Source organism: Vibrio nitrifigilis (assembly GCF_015686695.1).
Classification (GTDB): Bacteria; Pseudomonadota; Gammaproteobacteria; order Enterobacterales; family Vibrionaceae; genus Vibrio; species Vibrio nitrifigilis.
Map to the genome: position 1 here is coordinate 731,034 of NZ_JADPMR010000004.1, position 18,213 is coordinate 749,246.

At 42.7% G+C, this 18,213-nt stretch carries 15 protein-coding genes; 7 read left to right on the top strand and 8 right to left on the bottom strand.

The features are described 5' to 3' along the window. Positions 1-14: 14 nt before the first annotated feature. The 3 genes from I1A42_RS19580 to cra all read right to left on the bottom strand — a co-directional run bounded on the left by I1A42_RS19580 (position 15) and on the right by cra (position 5,480). Positions 15-3,050, bottom strand: a complete 3,036-nt coding sequence (locus I1A42_RS19580) for an AAA family ATPase (protein WP_196124564.1) — start codon at positions 3,048-3,050, stop codon at positions 15-17. Between the two features lie 4 nt (positions 3,051-3,054). After that, positions 3,055-4,194 carry an exonuclease SbcCD subunit D gene (locus I1A42_RS19585; RefSeq protein WP_196124566.1) on the bottom strand — a complete coding sequence of 380 codons (1,140 nt, stop codon included), beginning with the start codon at positions 4,192-4,194 and terminating at the stop codon, positions 3,055-3,057. A gap of 299 nt (positions 4,195-4,493) precedes the next feature. Further along, a complete protein-coding gene (cra, locus tag I1A42_RS19590; RefSeq protein ID WP_230389667.1) occupies positions 4,494-5,480 on the bottom strand; it encodes a catabolite repressor/activator in 987 nt (328 codons plus the stop codon). Between the two features lie 323 nt (positions 5,481-5,803). Here cra and fruB point away from each other — a divergent pair, with 323 nt between their 5' ends. From fruB to fruA, 3 genes are read left to right on the top strand one after another with little or no spacing between them, the layout of a single operon-like run. Further along, on the top strand, positions 5,804-6,949 hold the full coding sequence (gene fruB / locus I1A42_RS19595) for a fused PTS fructose transporter subunit IIA/HPr protein (RefSeq protein ID WP_196124568.1): 1,146 nt from the start codon (positions 5,804-5,806) through the stop codon (positions 6,947-6,949). A gap of 11 nt (positions 6,950-6,960) precedes the next feature. Beyond that, the gene (gene pfkB, locus I1A42_RS19600; protein WP_196124569.1) at positions 6,961-7,914 is read left to right on the top strand and encodes a 1-phosphofructokinase; all 954 of its coding nucleotides are present in this window, start codon (positions 6,961-6,963) and stop codon (positions 7,912-7,914) included. A gap of 18 nt (positions 7,915-7,932) precedes the next feature. After that, complete coding sequence (gene fruA, locus I1A42_RS19605; RefSeq protein ID WP_196124570.1) at positions 7,933-9,663, top strand: PTS fructose transporter subunit IIBC; 1,731 nt, start codon at positions 7,933-7,935, stop codon at positions 9,661-9,663. A gap of 420 nt (positions 9,664-10,083) precedes the next feature. Here fruA and I1A42_RS19610 read toward each other — a convergent pair whose 3' ends face one another. From I1A42_RS19610 to I1A42_RS19630, 5 genes are all read right to left on the bottom strand, one after another. After that, positions 10,084-10,497, bottom strand: a complete 414-nt coding sequence (locus tag I1A42_RS19610) for a GNAT family N-acetyltransferase (protein ID WP_230389668.1) — start codon at positions 10,495-10,497, stop codon at positions 10,084-10,086. Positions 10,498-10,795: 298 nt separating this feature from the next. Further along, positions 10,796-11,113: a MazG nucleotide pyrophosphohydrolase domain-containing protein gene (locus I1A42_RS19615; RefSeq protein WP_196124572.1), complete on the bottom strand. Its 318-nt coding sequence runs from the start codon at positions 11,111-11,113 to the stop codon at positions 10,796-10,798. 114 nt (positions 11,114-11,227) lie between these two features. Continuing rightward, positions 11,228-11,686 (bottom strand): hypothetical protein, encoded by a 459-nt coding sequence (locus tag I1A42_RS19620; RefSeq protein WP_196124573.1) that lies wholly within the window; start codon positions 11,684-11,686, stop codon positions 11,228-11,230. Between the two features lie 329 nt (positions 11,687-12,015). Next, a complete protein-coding gene (locus I1A42_RS19625; protein WP_329604849.1) occupies positions 12,016-12,207 on the bottom strand; it encodes a DUF1289 domain-containing protein in 192 nt (63 codons plus the stop codon). A gap of 178 nt (positions 12,208-12,385) precedes the next feature. Next, positions 12,386-12,736 (bottom strand): DHCW motif cupin fold protein, encoded by a 351-nt coding sequence (locus tag I1A42_RS19630; RefSeq protein WP_196124574.1) that lies wholly within the window; start codon positions 12,734-12,736, stop codon positions 12,386-12,388. 326 nt (positions 12,737-13,062) lie between these two features. On the opposite strand from I1A42_RS19630, the gene I1A42_RS19635 reads away from it, so the two are divergent. The 4 genes from I1A42_RS19635 (at position 13,063) to I1A42_RS19650 (ending at position 18,188) form a co-directional block, all read left to right on the top strand. Next, complete coding sequence (locus I1A42_RS19635; protein WP_329604850.1) at positions 13,063-15,270, top strand: multicopper oxidase family protein; 2,208 nt, start codon at positions 13,063-13,065, stop codon at positions 15,268-15,270. Between the two features lie 399 nt (positions 15,271-15,669). Continuing rightward, the gene (locus I1A42_RS19640) at positions 15,670-16,689 is read left to right on the top strand and encodes an ABC transporter substrate-binding protein (RefSeq protein WP_161155907.1); all 1,020 of its coding nucleotides are present in this window, start codon (positions 15,670-15,672) and stop codon (positions 16,687-16,689) included. 9 nt (positions 16,690-16,698) lie between these two features. Further along, a complete protein-coding gene (locus I1A42_RS19645) occupies positions 16,699-17,472 on the top strand; it encodes an ABC transporter permease (protein WP_196124575.1) in 774 nt (257 codons plus the stop codon). Further along, positions 17,457-18,188, top strand: coding sequence for an ABC transporter ATP-binding protein (locus tag I1A42_RS19650; RefSeq protein WP_196124577.1), 732 nt, complete (start codon positions 17,457-17,459; stop codon positions 18,186-18,188). Before I1A42_RS19645 ends, I1A42_RS19650 begins: the two co-directional genes overlap by 16 nt. Positions 18,189-18,213: the final 25 nt, after the last annotated feature.

The following is an 18,213-nucleotide window of genomic DNA, read 5'->3' on the forward strand; positions in this document are numbered from 1 at the left end:
TGCGATTTTCATCGCTAAGCAATAAGTTTTATAACACTTCCACTGCGGGAAGTTTGTATATCTAACCTTAATGCCAGTTGTTCTTTAAGTTCACTTACATGTGAAATAATGCCAATGGTGCGTCCACCTTGCTGCAGGTCTACCAGAGTCTGAACTGCTAAATCTAAAGACTCTGGATCAAGGCTACCAAACCCTTCATCAATAAATAACGTATCTAAACGCACACCGCCACTATAGGATTGAACCACATCCGAGACACCGAGCGCTAACGACAGAGCAGCCATAAATGATTCACCGCCCGATAATGTCGCGACATCACGCCATTTTCCGGTATAACCATCTTCGACCATTAAATCGAGCCCCGAACCTGCGTTACCTTTAGCTCGTTCTTGCTTACGTTTAAGCAAATAGCGGCCTTTACTCATGATTTGCAATCTTTGTGATGCTTGTATGAGAACATCATCGAGTAGCACACCTAAAACGAAACGATGTAAACTGACTTTTGCTCCAGTTCTCCCGTTAGCAATATCGCTTAATGTACCAAACACCTGATATTCTTTTTCGAGTGTTTCATTGTGTTGGTAAAGCAATTTTAACTTTTGTGCGACTTGAGTGAGATTATCTAACTTAGACTTATATTGTGTAAACACTTGAAATGTGCGATTGACCCCAGTTTGACATTCATTGAGTTTATCTTTAATCGGTTCAATCTCAGGTTTAGGTTGATTTTCTAGCTCTTTATCGAGCGCTTCAACTTGTCCAGACAGTTTTGATAATTGACTGTCATGCTCAGAAACTCTCGCTTGAATCTGGTCTTGCGTCTCTTTGTCTATTATGGATAACTTATATTCATCCAGATTATTAAAACCACTTTGTTCTAATGCAGACTGCCACTTTTTCTCATTGACATCAACGTCTAACTGCCACTGATTTATTTGCTGATTTAAGGACTCTACCGTAGAGCGAAGAGCCGATAATTGGTTCTGTACTGTGACAAAATGTTGCTGTGTCTGCTGTTCTTGCGTGGTTAACTGAGCAATCTCTTGTTCCAATGCCTGTTTATGACAAAGCACTTTTTCTAACGTGTCTAATTCTGGAGTCAATGATTGATTTAGAGAATCTAGCTCTGTTTGCAACCGCGTTTGATTTTTCTGAGCCTCTTCGATCACACTAAGCTGACGCTGGTACTCTTCACGTAATGCAACCAATTTTTTCTCTGCTTTATCAAGCATGAGACTGTGCTGTTGAACGTCGAGCGCAGATAACTGCTCAAGCTCCTGTTGCAATGCTTTTTTATTCTGATTGAGTTCGGCTAATTGTGGCACTTCAGCTAGCTGCACGAGCAACTGCTGTATTTCACTTTGCAAATGCTCTATCTCAACCACTATTTTTTCTACTGAGTTAGCCAGCATAACTTCATGGTCATAATCCCTTTGCTGGATAGTTCTGGCATTATCCACTTGCTCTTTAGTGACAACGTCACCATCAGCCATAGCAGGAGCCGGGTGTGTATGACTACCGCACACTGGACAGGGTTGATCATCTTCCAACGTTGCTGCCAGAAGCGCCGCTTGATTACGATGCCATTGTAACTCAAGTTTATTTGCCGCTACGCGACTCGCTTCTGAGATTGCTTTTGACTGCACAAGTTGGGTTTCTGCCTCACTTTTTTTAGATAGTAAAGCCTGTAATTTAGTCTGTAATGCTTGTTCTTTGTGTCGTAATTCGATGTTCTGACCGAGAGTCTTAAGTTGCCACTGTTTCACATCGATTTGTGCAACCTTCTCTTTCAACGCTTCTAACTCTGCGCGCTTTTCTTTTACGTGAACTTCACCTTTGGCAATACGCCCTTCTAGCACGGTTCGAAATTCTTGAGCTGCCTTCACAGTTTGGTCAGCGGTTACTCGTTGCTGCTCATGTTCGCCAATCAAACGTATGTTCTTTTCGATACTTTGCAGTTCGTACAAGGTTTTATTTTTATCAGGAATGACCGATGCGTTCTGAGTTGCTTGCTTAGCCGCCAACTCAGCTTCTTTTAGCTGCTTTTCGCATAATTCGAATTCGACTTGTGCCTGTTTTTGCTTAAGCATCACAACGTCTAGCTGTTGTTGCGCGGAGTGAAAAGGCTGATAAATCGTCGTTAATTGAGATGCTTGCCGCGCTTTAACAAGTCGAATTTTGTCTGATTCTATCTGTGACGTGGATTGATTGAGAACCTGCAGATCTTTATTTAATGATTCGCGCTGGTTGTATTTCCCTACTAATAACTCAGCTTGAGAGAGTTGCTGTTTAATCTCATCACGCTTGTTTTGCTGAGCTTGGTATTCACGTTCACTCTGTTCCACAAGTGGTTTTGTCACGCTAAGTTCTTGTTGTAACTCAGCTTCACTGGCTAAAGAAGCGACATCAAGTGCTCCTTTTATTTGGTTATCAAATTGGTCTTTTTCTTTTCGAATCCCAGCCGCTTTATCAAACAGTGCCCGTTCGATTTGTGTATAAATTTGCGTTTGAAACAGCTGACCAAAAATAACTTCACGATCTTTTGAATTGGCAATGAGTAAGTCGCGAAATTTACCTTGAGGTAACACCATAACTTGACGAAACTGATTCACCTCTAAACCAATCAATTCCTCGATGGCCTTACGTACCGGAGTTGGTTTATTGGCCAACAAGGTTTCGTCGCCTTGCGCGATTTGGGTTAACGTCGCGGCATGAGTTTTACGAGTAAAGCCTTCACCGCGTTTTTTCGGCACTTCTTGATCAGGACTGCGAACTACAGCGTACTGTTTATCAGCAAGAGAAAACTCAAAGCGCACTTCAGTGGTCAAATGAGGATCGGCATAATCACATCGCATTTGATCCCCAGTCCGCTCACTGCCCGTTGTTTCTCCGTATAAGGCATAACAGATGGCATCTAATACGGAGCTTTTACCTGCACCAGTAGGGCCATTAATCAGAAAAAGCGGCGCAGCGCCAAATTTATCAAATTCTACTTGTTCAACACCTGCAAATGGGCCAAAAGCTTGTAATGATAGTTTTATTGGACGCATAGGATTACTCTTCCCCTTTTTTCAGATCTGCAATGACCGTCGCTATAGCTTGTTCTTGTTCGCGGGTTAATGGTTCTTGCTTGGCCTCTTGAAAAAAGTCTTTAAACATATCTATTTCATTTCGCTTTAAACGTTGGGTGCTCATCTCTTGGTCAATGCCAATCAACATGCCTGGTTTTTCAATGTGTAAAACATTTGGATAGACCTGACGCAATTTTTCCATTGGATCTAAAATGGCGTGCTTATCGGTTAAGCGAATAAGTAAATAATCTTCTGGGCGAGGGTCGTCTGCAGCTTGGTCGAGAATATCCGCCAGATTTCCTTCAATAATCCGCATTTCGTGGGCAGCATGTAATTCTATCTGTGTTGTACAAACAAAGCCTGTTTTGTCTAATTCCACTAATGTCATACTTTTCTTCTGATGTTGCTCAGAAAAACTGTATTTCATCAATGAGCCTGAGTAGCGAATGAAAGCTTCCCCTTTATATTGAGGCTTATGTAAATGCCCCAAAGCAACGTAATCGAACGGTAGGAAATGCTCATGACTCACTCTATCTGAGCCACCAATAGAAAGTGGACGTTCCGATTCTGATTCGATAGCCCCATCCACAAAGCAGTGGCTTATCAATACGTGACACTGTGACTTATCAAACTGCTCAACGATTTTTTCGCATAATACTTGGTGAGCTTCATCATGTGTTGAAACCGTGACATTAAAGTGATGCCGTACCAACTCAGGATCGTTATATGGCATCCCATAGAATGCTACCTCTCCCGCCTGCTCACTACTCAACACAACCGGTTCAAGCATTTGGGAAAAATCGGAAATAATATAAAGTCCAGACGCTCTCATCTGTTCAGCTGCGAAACCAAGACGTGCCGCTCCATCGTGATTACCGGGAATCATGATAACGGGCGTATTAAGCGACTGACATAAATCAGAAACAACCTGATTAAGTAATTGAATAGCTTGAGTAGGAGGAACCGAGCGATCATAAATATCGCCAGCGACAATAACGGCATCGACAGGATGGTGTCGGACGTAATCAACAAGTTGTTGTAATATTAAAGCTTGATCATCAAGTAGAGATACATTGTGAAACTGACGGCCTAAATGCCAATCTGAGGTATGGAGAAACTTCATTACGTTCCTATTGTTATTTAAATCGCTAGCCAAACATATCATTCTAAACTGTGGCAAAACTATGTTACTAAACAGATAATTGGCTCAGTAAACACATATTTTAAAACTATTTAGATCTAATGTGCTTATTGTGAATCATTTCTCTAATGAAGCAATAGCAAAAGCGGTCAATAAGACAAAAAATGTCCAGTAAATGGACATTTATATACCCTAACGACTTTAAGAGGCGCCCTTAATAAGCATGCACGTGCGTCTAGGCAAATCACAGGTTTGAAGGTAGGGTCATTCTATGTAGAAAATCACCTATCAATACGCACTTTTAACTTACGCGGAATAAGTTCAATGCCACTTTGGTAACGTTTTGCCGACGCGTTTAGCGCTAATTCAAGGGCACTATCGGCAATCAACTCGAACTGTTGAGGCAGTGAGTTAATCTTAATCGGTAGGAAATTGAGCAAGCGGTTATCACCAAAGGTCGCTAAACGAATACGTTGCATGATATCCGGATTTTCGATTAACACATCTAAGATGCCTTCAACCAAAGTGTAGGATGTCGCCACAACCGCATCAGGAACACATCCCTTATCGACCCATGTTTGAAATACACGACGGCCATCAGCACGGTTAAAGTGTTCTCCGTAGCCGAGTAGTGGTGTTAGCCCTCTTTCTTTAACTGCTGATTCAAATCCCATCTGCCTTTCTTGCGAGACGCTCAGCTTCGGTAATGCCCCCACTAGCCCCACACTTTTAACTTCATCAAATAATACCGATTCAGTCAGTTCATGAGCAGCGTTAAAATCCTCACTAATGACACAGGCAAAGAATTCATCATCTAACGGACGGTCAATTGCAATAACCGGCGTACCTGACGTTTGAAGTTTTAGATAGAACTCGCTCGCATTAGGAATCGTACTCGCGACAAATAGCGCATCAATTCTGCGTCCGACCAACGTATTCGCCACTGTTTTTTCTGTCTCGACGCTATCGTCAGAACAAGCAATCAAAATTTGATACCCAGCTTGGCGAGAATTTTGTTCCAACAATTTGGCTAAACGTGCGTAACTGATGTTTTCTAGATCTGGAATGATTAAACCAAACGAACGGCTATTCCCTGCCCGTAATGCAGACGCGGCATGATCAGGACGATAGTTATGCGCATCCACCACTTCCATCACTTTCTTTTGGGTTTTGTCACTGATGCGATACTTGTGGGCTTTGCCGTTGATGACATAACTGGCAGTTGTTTTGGATACTCCGGCTAATTTGGCGATTTCTTCTAACGTCATGTCGTGTTCTCTTATTATGTGCGGCTGATCATAGAAATAACCACTCGATCCTTGTTGATGTTGAATTATATGCTGAATCGATTCAGTATGACAGCTGAAATTATTCAGCAAAGTCACCAACAACTCGCATTATTGAGATTTTTCGACTAAATCTTAATATGCAAAATATCAATTACTGATGTTAACAGTGGGTTTTGCTGAATTTTTTTAGGCACCAGCTGAAACGATTCAGCAACCTTAATTAATATAGCGTAAACCTACAGACCACAACGAAGAAATGTGGTTACAACAATTGGCTATTAAAGCCAAACAAAGGGGCAAACATGCTGCAACTATCTACTCAAGACATCAAACTTGGTCAGGCTCAGTCTAACAAGCTAGATGCAATCCGAGCGATCGCTGCCGATCTCACCACAAAAGGCCTAGTACAAGAAGGCTACGTAGAAGGAATGCTAAACCGTGAAGGTCAAAATTCGACTTTCTTGGGTAACGGTATTGCGATTCCACACGGCACAACAGACACTCGTGATTTAGTACAACAAACTGGTGTCGCTGTACACCACTTCCCTCAAGGTGTTGATTGGGGTGATGGTAATACCGTTTATGTTGCAATTGGTATTGCAGCAAAATCAGATGAGCACTTAGGCATTTTGAAGCAATTGACCAAAGTCTTATCCGCTGACGGTGTAGAAGAAAGTTTAAAAGATGCGAAAGACGCACAGCAAATTATTGCCATCTTGAATGGCGAAGTGCAATTTGAGGCTGACTTTGATCCATCATTAGTTCAAATCAAATTTCCTGCAACAGATTTTGTCCAACTTAGCGCGGTGGCGGGCGGCCTACTGAAAAACAAAGGCGCTGCGGCAGCGGATTTTGTTGCCGACCTAGTAACAAAAGAACCCACTCATCTTGGTAAAGGTCTATGGCTGGTAAGCAGTAATAAATCTGTTTCTCGTACTGGTCTTTCTTTTGTTTCTACCTCACAAGCATGCCAGCACAATGGTCAAGAAGTGAACGCGGTAGTGGCGATTGCTGCATGTAACGCAGCGCACCAACCCCTGCTTACTAACCTGTCCAACATCGTGTTCAAACAAGAGCAAGACTCACTCACCAGTGCTGATTCAGCTCAGACAGTCATTGCATTACTGAATGGCGAAGCTGCTCCAGCAGCAGCTGGCGACGAAGCTGCTGATGACAATACTCGCGTATTTACCATTAAAAACCCACATGGTTTACATGCTCGCCCTGGTGCTTGTCTTGTTGCTGAAGCGAAGAAATTCGAAGCTAGTATTAAAGTCATTAACCTTGATGGTGATGGTAAACAAGTTAATGCTAAGAGTTTAATGAAAGTTATCGCTCTGGGTGTTAAACAAGGCCATAAACTGCAATTCACCGCTGATGGCGCAGATGCATCTCAAGCATTAGATGCTATCGGTGCAGCGATTGCCGCTGGTCTAGGCGAAAACTAAGGAGTGCTCTCATGACGAAAAAAGTCGTCACTATTACATTAAACCCTGCACTCGATTTAACGGGTAGCCTAGACACATTGAACGTGGGCTCAGTGAGCCTAGTGAAAAGTGCCAATCTGCACGCGGCTGGTAAAGGCGTTAACGTGGCTAAAGTACTCAGTGACCTTGGCGCAGAAGTGACTGTTACTGGCTTTCTAGGTGCAGACAACCAAGAAATGTTTTGTCAATTATTTGAAGAAATGGGTGCTAAAGATGAATTCATCCGCATTCATGGTTCAACTCGCATAAACGTGAAATTGGTCGAAGAATCAGGTGAAGTTAGCGATATCAATTTCCCTGGTATTCAAGTCTCACCTGACGATGTTGAAGTATTTGAGCGCACCCTACTTCGCCTTGCACAAGACCACGATTTCTTCGTACTTGCAGGGAGCCTACCAGGTGGTGTAACTCCTGAACTTTGTGCATCTTGGATTGAAAAACTGCACTCACTTGGTAAAAAAGTGTTATTTGATAGCAGCCGTGCAGCACTCGCTGCTGGGTTAGACGCTAATCCTTGGTTAATAAAACCCAATGATGAAGAGCTATCTCAATTTGTTGGCCGAGAATTAGTAACCGCTGCACAATGCCGTTCGGCAGCTGCAGAATTGGCGAACAAAGGCATTGATAACGTCGTTGTTTCTATGGGAGCTAACGGCACAATGTGGCTAAACCAAGGCCAGTGGCTACATGCTCAACCTCCACGTATGAATGTGGTTAGCACAGTGGGTGCCGGAGACACTTTAGTGGCTGGTATGTGCTGGGGCCATATGCAAAAGATGCAAAAGGAAGAATTAATCACCTTTGCTACTGCATTGTCTGCGTTAGCAGTGACGCAAGTCGGTGTGGGTGTGACTAATGCGAGTGAACTCGCTTCCCTACAAAAAGAAATCCAATTACAACCAGTAAGTGAAACTACTGATAATTAAGGACAAAAGGTCTTAACTATGAATATTGCCATTATCACCGCATGCCCAAGCGGCGTTGCAAATAGCATCATAGCGGCCGGTTTGCTTGAGCAAGCAGCCAAGTCGCTAAACTGGACCGCTAAAGTAGAGTGTCATTCAACCGTACTGACACAAAACACACTGACTGCAGAGGATATCGCCGCAGCGGATCTCATCGTTATTGCAGCTAACGCTCCCGTTGATACATCACGTTTTGTTGGTAAAAAGGTGTATCAGAGTGATATCTCAGCATGCACTACTGATGCCTCAGCTTATCTGAAACAAGCAGCAGAACAAGCAACGGAGTTAACTGCAGACCAAGGGGCTTCTTCCTCGGTTGCTGAAGCTGCAACAACGTCTGAAACGAAGAAAATCGTTGCGATTACTGCCTGTCCAACGGGTGTTGCTCACACATTCATGGCTGCAGAAGCACTTGAAGATGAAGCAAAACGTCTTGGTCACGAAATCAAAGTTGAAACTCGTGGTTCTGTTGGTGCGAAAAACCAATTAACTGCCGAAGAAATCAAAGCGGCAGACGTTGTTATTATCGCTTGTGACATCGACGTACCACTGGATCGTTTTGTTGGGAAAAAACTTTACAAAACCAGCACTGGTGCTGCACTGAAGAAAACAGAGCAAGAAATCAATAACGCACTCGCGAGTACCTTAGTCTACTCACAAGCTGGCGGCGATAGTTCAGAGCCAGCGAAAGAAGAGAAAAAAGGCGTTTATAAACACCTAATGACTGGCGTATCACACATGCTTCCTGTTGTGGTCGCCGGTGGTTTGATCATCGCGCTTTCTTTCGTATTTGGTATTAAAGCGTTTGAACAAGAAGGCACTCTACCTGCTGCATTGATGAAAATCGGTGGCGGTTCAGCTTTCGCATTGATGATTCCAGTTCTTGCTGGTTACATTGCATTTTCTATCGCGGACCGTCCCGGACTTGCTCCTGGCCTGATTGGTGGTATGTTAGCAAGCTCATTAGGTTCCGGCTTCCTTGGTGGTATCATTGCCGGTTTCATTGCTGGTTATGCAGCGAAAGCGTTGGCTGATTACGTCAAACTTCCTCAATCGATGGAAGCGCTAAAACCTATCCTTATCATTCCATTTGTTGCGAGTTTAATCACTGGCCTCATCATGATTTATGTTATCGGTACTCCGGTAGCCGAAATCATGACCGCCATGACTAACTTCCTCAATACGATGGGTGATGCGAACGCTGTATTGCTTGGTATTATCCTTGGTGCAATGATGTGTTTCGACTTGGGTGGCCCTATCAACAAAGCCGCTTACACGTTCGGTGTGGGTCTATTAGCGTCTAGCCAATATTTACCAATGGCGGCTATCATGGCTGCAGGTATGGTTCCACCGCTAGCAATGGGCCTTGCAACCTTTATTGCTCGTAAGAAATTCGAAGCAAGTGAACGTGAAGGTGGTAAAGCTGCATTTGTACTTGGCTTGTGCTTCATCTCAGAAGGTGCAATCCCATTCGCAGCGAAAGATCCTATCCGCGTAATCCCATCATGTATGATTGGTGGTGCAATCACAGGTGCCCTATCAATGTTGTTTGGTATCAAATTGATGGCACCTCACGGTGGTTTATTTGTACTCGCGATTCCAGGTGCAATCTCTCAAGCTGGTTTATACCTACTGTCTATCGTAGTGGGTACGGTTGTCACTGCCGTTATTTATTCAGTGCTAAAACCGACTCCAGTAGTGAAAGCATAATTTACTCGTGAGCCACGCGAAATAAAGTGGCCACTGTATCTTAAAAGCCAGCATTCAATGAATGCTGGCTTTTTTTATTGAATCAGTGCCGTTTGTCTTACAACGATATACGCCATAATCAACATATACCCAAATGACCTCAAAATGCAGGATTCAGAGCTTCATCAACGAGCCTAGGTCAAGCTCAATCACGGCAGGAATGGTCATTCCCTTTTAACGTGATTGGGCGTAGAAATAGGTTTGTTGATGAGCTCCCAAAGGGCGAGTTTTATTCGCTCCTAGGCTGTGTTACTGATTTTCTACGTAGAATGACTATGTCTTCAAATCAGTGCCTTGCCTAAGAGCGAATACATTCTCGCTGAAACAGCATCTTGAGGTTACTTGGGTATAACATTTGGGTTAACTCATCCCTTTGTTATCCTATTCATAGCTAAAACGTATAAAATCCATCTCTAAATCAATATCTATCTCACTGGTTAAAGCGAATTCATCTCCCACTACTGCATGTACTGCGGCCATCCAAAACCTTAGCGCTAACGTATTCTCTTTCAACACTCGAATTTGCCATTCGCCCGGATGCAATTTCAAAACCTGTGCTAACGCTTTCATACCAATCCCTAGCCTTTTATATTTTCTCAGTACAAAAAACTGTTCAACATCGAGTTTAGATCGGTCGATAGGGTAATATCGAATCAACGCAAACCCTGCGATTTTTTCATCCACATAAATAAAATAAGGAAAATAATCAGCATCTTGCCAATAAGGATCGAGGGTCAGCGCATTAAACGTGTAACAGCCTAGTTCACTAGGATCCCATCCCATGAACTCCGACATATCGTACACATAATAAGTAAAAAGATTCTCTAAAATAACCCGCTGGTTAGCAGGTATTGGGTGTAATGTAATGCACATAATAAGTAATTTGTAAGGGGGATTGTTATAGGCTTAGTTGGTATCGAGCAACATCAAATCCTAATAATGTTTGTCGATCCACCAGCTTGAAACCAAATGTTTCGTAAAACGTTCTCAGTCTTAGTCGCGCTCCATGGCAATCGCAGCGCAACCACTCACATTCAAGTAATCTGCATATGACCTTCGTAGTCAACAGCAGGTATCTCTAACCAAGGATTATTCATCGCCACGTCCGTGTTTTATTGATCTTTTCTTTAGCGTCAAAAGCCTCCGCTAAATCAATATCATATCGGTTAGCTATCGCACAAAGGTAGATGAAAATATCCGCCAGTTCATCGCCAATATCTGCAATTTTTGACTGAGGGTCAACGGCAATCCCTTCCGCTCTCCGAACCGCTTTAAACAGTTCACCGACCTCTTCTCCCATCAATAAGCATTTGTTTTGTGCATTTTGATCAGAAAATCCACGTTCAACTTCTAACTCAGCAACGTACTGCTGGAAATCGTGTAAAGTGGCGTTTGGTTTAAGGTCAGGCATAGCGACTCCAAAGCAAGTTTCAATATCACTGCAAATTCAATGCAGTATATCACTAAGAAGCAGTGCAACCGTATTTTTAGCTCACAAGAATGGCACCATAATCTTTACTTTCAGTCACTTAATATCGGCTTTCGTCAGTGATTGGCCTTCAATTTTCTCTTCATCTATCGTTGCTTTCGCCTTTGCTTGTTCATCTTCCTTTTGCTGTTTCGCTTTGTTAAATACGGGATCCCAAGTCGGATCAGGGCTTTTGTCTAAATTGCCACCACGAACTTCCTCAGCAAGCAAACGTACGGGATTTTTTTGAATAACTTTCACATCGCCTTTTTTATCCACTTTTACATCGCTACCATCAATATTTTTGTAGACCTTACCTTTGGAAGCGACACCATCTTGAGGGCCTTTGTATTCATGACCTTTTTTTACTTCAACGGGATCGTTACTGTGCTCGGGTTTCACATACACAGATTCATCAGAGTCGTTATACACCGCTGCCAAGCTAGCGGTAGGCAGCATGATAGTTCCTAACACGACAATGCTTAATAGCTTGAGTGATGTCATTTCTTTTTTCATGTTGGACCTCTAATGTAACCTTTCTTATTTACTTCATAAAATTGTCACAATTATGGTTGTTTACACGCCATCACATGGAAAGAATTACGTCAATTTTTCATCATGAAACGCAATAACCCACCCAATTAATAGTGGTGTTAGCGAATAAAGTACTATGGATGCGACAAAAACGTATCCAATCACGTGGAAAGAAAATAATGACTTATTCGATGATTAGGCTTAAATAGAATTCTTGGATTAAGAGCTCAATCCCATATTCTGAGGCTATTTAGGTATAAAGGGTAAGAGACCGAATAAAAGCGATTCGCTCGTTCATTAAGGAACGTTCATTAAGATGGCTGTTTTTTCCGAGCTTGTGCCCGAAGCAATATCTCTTGCTGCTCAGCAGGGCTAGAATCATGCCATTGCAATATTTCATCAATGGTACGATGGCATCCAACACAGATTTTAGAACCATCCATAGCGCAATTTTTTACGCAAGGATTAGGGAGAGGTTCTGCCGCCTTTGATTTTTTAAACACAATACCACACCATATTTCAAATATTTTATTATTGAAGTATGGTTTGCTACGACGGGTGTTTCAAATTTCTGCGTAATCAAAACGACCCGAAATTTTCTGCGGCATCCCAGACACAACCATCAACGCTGTTATCTTTGGGAATTCCTTTGCCAGTTTTCGAGTGAATAGCCAAAAGTATCTATTTCAACTGTAAAAAATCACCATCAATAATCAGTAGCTTAACGCCTGTTTGCGTCACAGAACGGTGAGAGCTCAACTCATCAGAAACAATATAAGACATCCCTGGTATTAATACCGAAGAATCGCCATTTTCTTGCTCATTGGTCACTTCCCCTTCTAGACAATAAACAATATGCCCTTTTTGACACCAATGATCGGCAACATAACCGGCACTGTATTCCACAATACGCACACGTAAACCATCAAATTGCATCGTTTGCCAGTAAGCAATACCACTTTCCCCCGCATGCTCTGTACATGGAATTTGCGACCAATCTATGGTCTGAAACGGGATATTTTTGTCATCCATGATTATTCCCAAGCTATATGAATAAATGATAAATAATACGCTATAAATCAGTAAGATATTATCAACTAAATAACTGGATGCATAGCGCCATGGGTACATAAAGTGTCCCTTTGTAAAAATACCCATATTATTTGTAATGATTACCAAGCACCCACCTACACTTTATGCAATATAGCCCATAAAAACGGAGGTGCACTCTTTTCACAAATTAAAGCAACAGTATGGCAATACAATCACTTCCAGTGATTGTTCCGCAGGTACAGTGACCATCACAACGAACCGATGTGTCACTTTCTTTATCTTTGCTATAAAAGGAATCATGCAAAGTGACTGATAAAAAAAAACTATGGCGCCCCTCTCAAGCGATCATGCTGATTGGCCTTCCCCTTCTATCAAGTTGCGCCTTTTCTCAAAATACTCAAGATACAACACGCACTATAAAAAGCCCCGTTCAAGCGATTATGACCGATCCAAGTGGTGAACCCTTGTCCTCAGCTTCAACTGGTGCGTTTCAAAGCAAAACATACAAACATCCAGAAAACAGAGGGCCAGGTCATCAAATCTATTACAATTTAAGTGTGCAATACAATGAATCCCAATTATATAACCCGCTAACAAATCTCCCTGACACCGTTAAACTACGTTCTCTTGTTGGCAGTAAATCGAACGAAAAAACCCCATTCGTTGGACCTAAAGTGGATCTTTGGCCCGGTGAAACCTTCCGTTTAACCCTCGACAATAATCTCCCAGATGATGAAAGCTGCTATTCTCACACAGGTGGAGTTGACGATCCGCACTGCTTTAATGGCACCAATATGCACACACATGGACTTTGGATAAGTCCTACAGGAAATAGTGACAACGTGCTGCTAAAAATTGATCCCGGAGCAAGCTTTGAATACGAATATAATATTCCGTTTGATCACCCTGCGGGGACGTTTTGGTACCACCCACATTTGCATGGCTCTACGGCACTTCAAGTCTCTAGTGGGATGAGCGGCCCACTCATCATTCACGGTGATCGTGTACCAAGGTTCGAAAACAATACGTTAAAAGCTGGGGATATCGATACGTTACTGACGGATAGTAATGAAACGCCACTTAAAGAACGTGTATTGATGTTTGAGCAAATCGCTTATGCCTGTCGTAATCAAGAAGGAAATATCGAAACAGACGCCAATGGCCAATGGAAATGCAAGCCAGGACAAGTTGGTCAAATAGAGAAATATGACCAATTTGGCCCAGGAACTTGGCAAAACTCCAAACGCTACACGTCAATCAATGGTACCGTGCTACCCACCATTAAAGACATTGCTGTCGGCGATGTGGAAAGATGGCGTTTTATTCACGCAGGGGTGCGCGATACCATCGGTTTACAGTTCAAAAAAGCCAAACTGAATAATCTGAATTTAAGTAAGGTTTATAAAGAGTTCAACAAGGCAAAAAATGCTGACGAGAAAAACGAAATCGTTGAGAAATATTGTTCAGGCGCCCCACTAAACCAATATATTATTGCTAGCGATGGCTTAACTAGAAAACAAGTATCAACGCAATATAAAACGGTATTTCAGCCCGGCTACCGTGAAGATGTGTTAATGACCTTCCCAGAAAAAGGCCTCTACTGCATGGTCGATACTCACACCAATGGCCTTGACACAATCAACAAAGAAAAATCAAGCGACCAAATTTTGGCATTAATTGATGTAAATAAGGCTATTCAACAAACCCAACCACTACCAACCAATGATAAGTGTCAAATGGCTCCAAATGCCATTCAAGTTTCTAACACTAAATTAAGTAAGTCAGATAAAAAAGTATTGGCGAAGCAAAATGAAACGATATGTTCAACGCTTCTGACTGGTGCTCAAAAATACTCCCAAGAAAAGGTACGTACCCACGTTGTTGACGATATTAAAAATGGCTTAATGTTGACTGCATTTGTGCCACACAAAGACGTTTCAGATTCTGAAGTCAGAGGGCAACAAGAACAAACATTAGGGTTCAATATCCTTCGTTCAAGTGGAGGAAATGCTTTTCATATTGGTAACTTAGATCTTAATACAACGACATACCATAGAGATTTAGACACTGGTGAAATTACACCAGATAAGGATGGCAATACCGTGATTGCACCTTATGGTATTGTCAACGGGAAAGCCTATGCTGCCGATGTGGTCGATCGCAAACTACCGTTAGGTAAAGCTCAAGAATGGAAATTAGGTTCTGTGTATGAAGGCCACCCTTTCCATATTCACGTCAATCCGTTCCAGATCGTATCAATTCAAGATGAGCATGGTAAAGAAGTGACCGGCGATCCAAAAAGCCAATACTATGGGTATAAAGGAGTATGGCGCGACACCATCTTTGTTCGTCAAGGCTACCTTATTACCATGAGAACGCGTTATGAACGCTATATTGGTGAATTTGTCCTGCATTGCCATATTCTCGACCATGAAGATCAAGGGATGATGGAAAATGTCGGCATTTACCTTACCAATGGTAAAGGTCAAATCGTGACGGATGCTCATCACTAACGCGTAATCACACGTAACGAACCAAGGTAGATATTTATGTATCTACCTTTTTTATCGCCATAAATTTCCCCATATTAACCAACATCGCGCTTACTCATCTCATTACATATTATGACTTAATCTTTGTCGTGCGGGCTTTGTTATGACATGGGTTTACAACCTCACTCGCTAATACATAACTATCTAAATTAATTAAACAATTCTATCTCTAACGTTATACAATTATTTGATAACTCAGAAACATACGTTCATGCTTGTTACGAGAGCTTTTGAATAATCTCTTTTCGTCTCTTTATGGCCGATCTAGCATAGTACTAAACGATCTAAGCAATTCGTTTTAATTTGTGTTTTCTTATATAGCATTTAGTTCGCACAATTAACTTAGTAGGAATTGCTATCATGCGTCGTTGGTCAGCTCTTTTAGTGACTTTGGTGTTGGGTTGGAGTCACCTAGCAACTGCAGCAGATAAATCAATCGAAATTGGTTACATGCCGATTATTCCAGTGTCTCAAGCCTTTGTTGTATTACAAAATGGCACTTTAGAAAAAGCAGGGATTAAAGATCCTCAGTTATTCAAATTTCAAAACGGCCCTGCTATCGTACAAGCGCTGCTATCCGGTCAATTGGATGTTGCGTATTTGGGCATCGGTCCAGCGATGGTTGCTCGTGCTAAAGGTGCCGATATAAAGGTTGTCGCCTCGAATATTGTTGAGCAAGTTAGCATGGTTGCACTGGGTAAGCTCGCGCCTTACTTTGATAACGGTGATACGAAAACGGCATTTGCGCGTTTTAAAGCAGATAATGGACACAAAGCCGTAATCTCAACCTTTCCAGTTGGGTCTGTTCCAGAGACAGTATTACAATATTGGCTACATCATCAATTGGGTATGACAGACCAACAGATTGCAGACAATATTCGCATCATTTATCAAGGCACAGCTCAGGTTCAACAATCCCTAATGACTGGTGCCGTTGACGGTGCCGCCATTTTGGAACCTGTGGTTAGCATTGTGAAAGACAGAAAGTCTGACGCTAAAGTCGTGGCATCAGGGTCTCAAATGTTCCCTAACCAACCAGGGGCTGTGTTGGTCGTACGTGAAAAACTGATTCAATCCGATCCCGAGTTAGTTAAGACGTTGGTTAAAGCTCATATTGCTGCCACTAACGAACTACGCAACGATCCAGAAACTGCGGCTAAAGCGGTTGGAAAATATGTGGGTGGTGGTCGCCTGCCTTCTCGTATCGTGTTAAACGCAATCAAAAATTCTCATGATGAATTTCAAGCCGATCCTAATGCGATCATAGAGGGAACTCATACGATGCGTGACTTTCAGGCGAAACAAGGCACTTTAAAAGTAAATGTAGACCTAAATTCCCTATTCGATAATCACTTCTATAACGAATTAAACCAGGAGTAACACCTCGTAATGTTGCAACTATTGACTCGCTCCCGCTGGGGGCGTGCTTTTTTAGGGCTGTTGGGCGTCATCGGCTTCGTATTAGTGTGGAAATATGCCCAAGCTTCAAACTGGGCACCGAGCGGTACCATTCCAGATCCTTTTACTCTTCCTCAAGCACTTGCTGATGAATGGACATCCGGGCGGTTACTGCCAGCGATTACCTCAAGTCTTATCCATTACGGTTGGGGCCTAGCGATTGGTACATTTCTTGGCTTCTTAATTGGCGCTCTCGCAGCATCTTCAGCACTGATTGATGCCTTGCACGCTTGGTTAGCGCGTATACTTCGCCCTATTCCACCGTTAGCTTGGGTGGTATTTGCCATAGCGTGGTTTCAAGTTAGCCATGCAGGTGCCGCGTTTGTTATTGCGATTGGCGTGTTTTGGGTCAATTATTTTGCCACCTACTCTGCCGTGAGTAACGTAGACTCTCGTTTTTACGAGCTTGCTCGTTCATTTGGTCAAAACGGATATTTGCGTCAAGCATTACAAGTCACGTTACCGGGAGCGGCTGTCGGCATTTTTTCTGGTATTCGCACAGGCATTGGCCAAGCTTGGATGACACTCATTGCTGCCGAACTTCTGGGTGTACCCGGAATGGGACAGGAAATGAATTCCGCTGCAGGTGTCGGCGCATACGAAGTCGTTGTGGTTTATATGTTGATCATTTCTCTAGTTTACACACTGAGCGATACACTATTTGGTCTAATTGAAAAGCGAGTTCTTAAATGGCGTCAATTCTAAATATCGAAGGTCTTAGCTATCACTATGGCGACAATCCTAAGCCTGTCTTTGCCAATTTAGATTTAAAGATCGAAGAGGGTGAGTTCGTTGCCGTTGTTGGTGGATCCGGTGTTGGCAAATCCACATTGCTACGCTGTGTTGCTGGGTTAACGGAATCGAGCGGTGGTAATATTGCTTTAAATGTTGAAGAAAACGAAACAAGACGCTCTCGTGGGCTCGTATTTCAAGATGGTCGTTTAATGCCTTGGCGCACATTACGCAGCAACATCGCCTATGGTTTACAAGGCTTAAAACTCACCAAAGAACAAAAACAGCAACGCGTTGATGAGGTAATAAAACTGGCACGCTTAGACGATCTCGCAGATCGCTGGCCACATCAACTTTCGGGCGGCCAAGTTCAACGCGGCGGTATAGCTCGTGCACTTGCTGTTCATCCACATTTATTATTAATGGATGAACCCTTTAGCGCTGTTGATGCCATTACGCGTCACCATTTACAAGATCAGTTACTCAGCATTTGCGAGCAAATGCATGAAACGGTTATGTTTATTACTCACGATATTGAAGAAGCCATTTACCTCGCCGATCGCGTGATCGTGCTTGCTGGCTCGCCTGCGACAATAGCACTTGATCAACACATTGATTTACCACGCCCTCGTCGTCGAGGCTCCGACGAACTACAGCAACTAGCACACCAGATTGCGCAGGCTCTCTAGTACTCAGATATATAGAAGGAAAAAT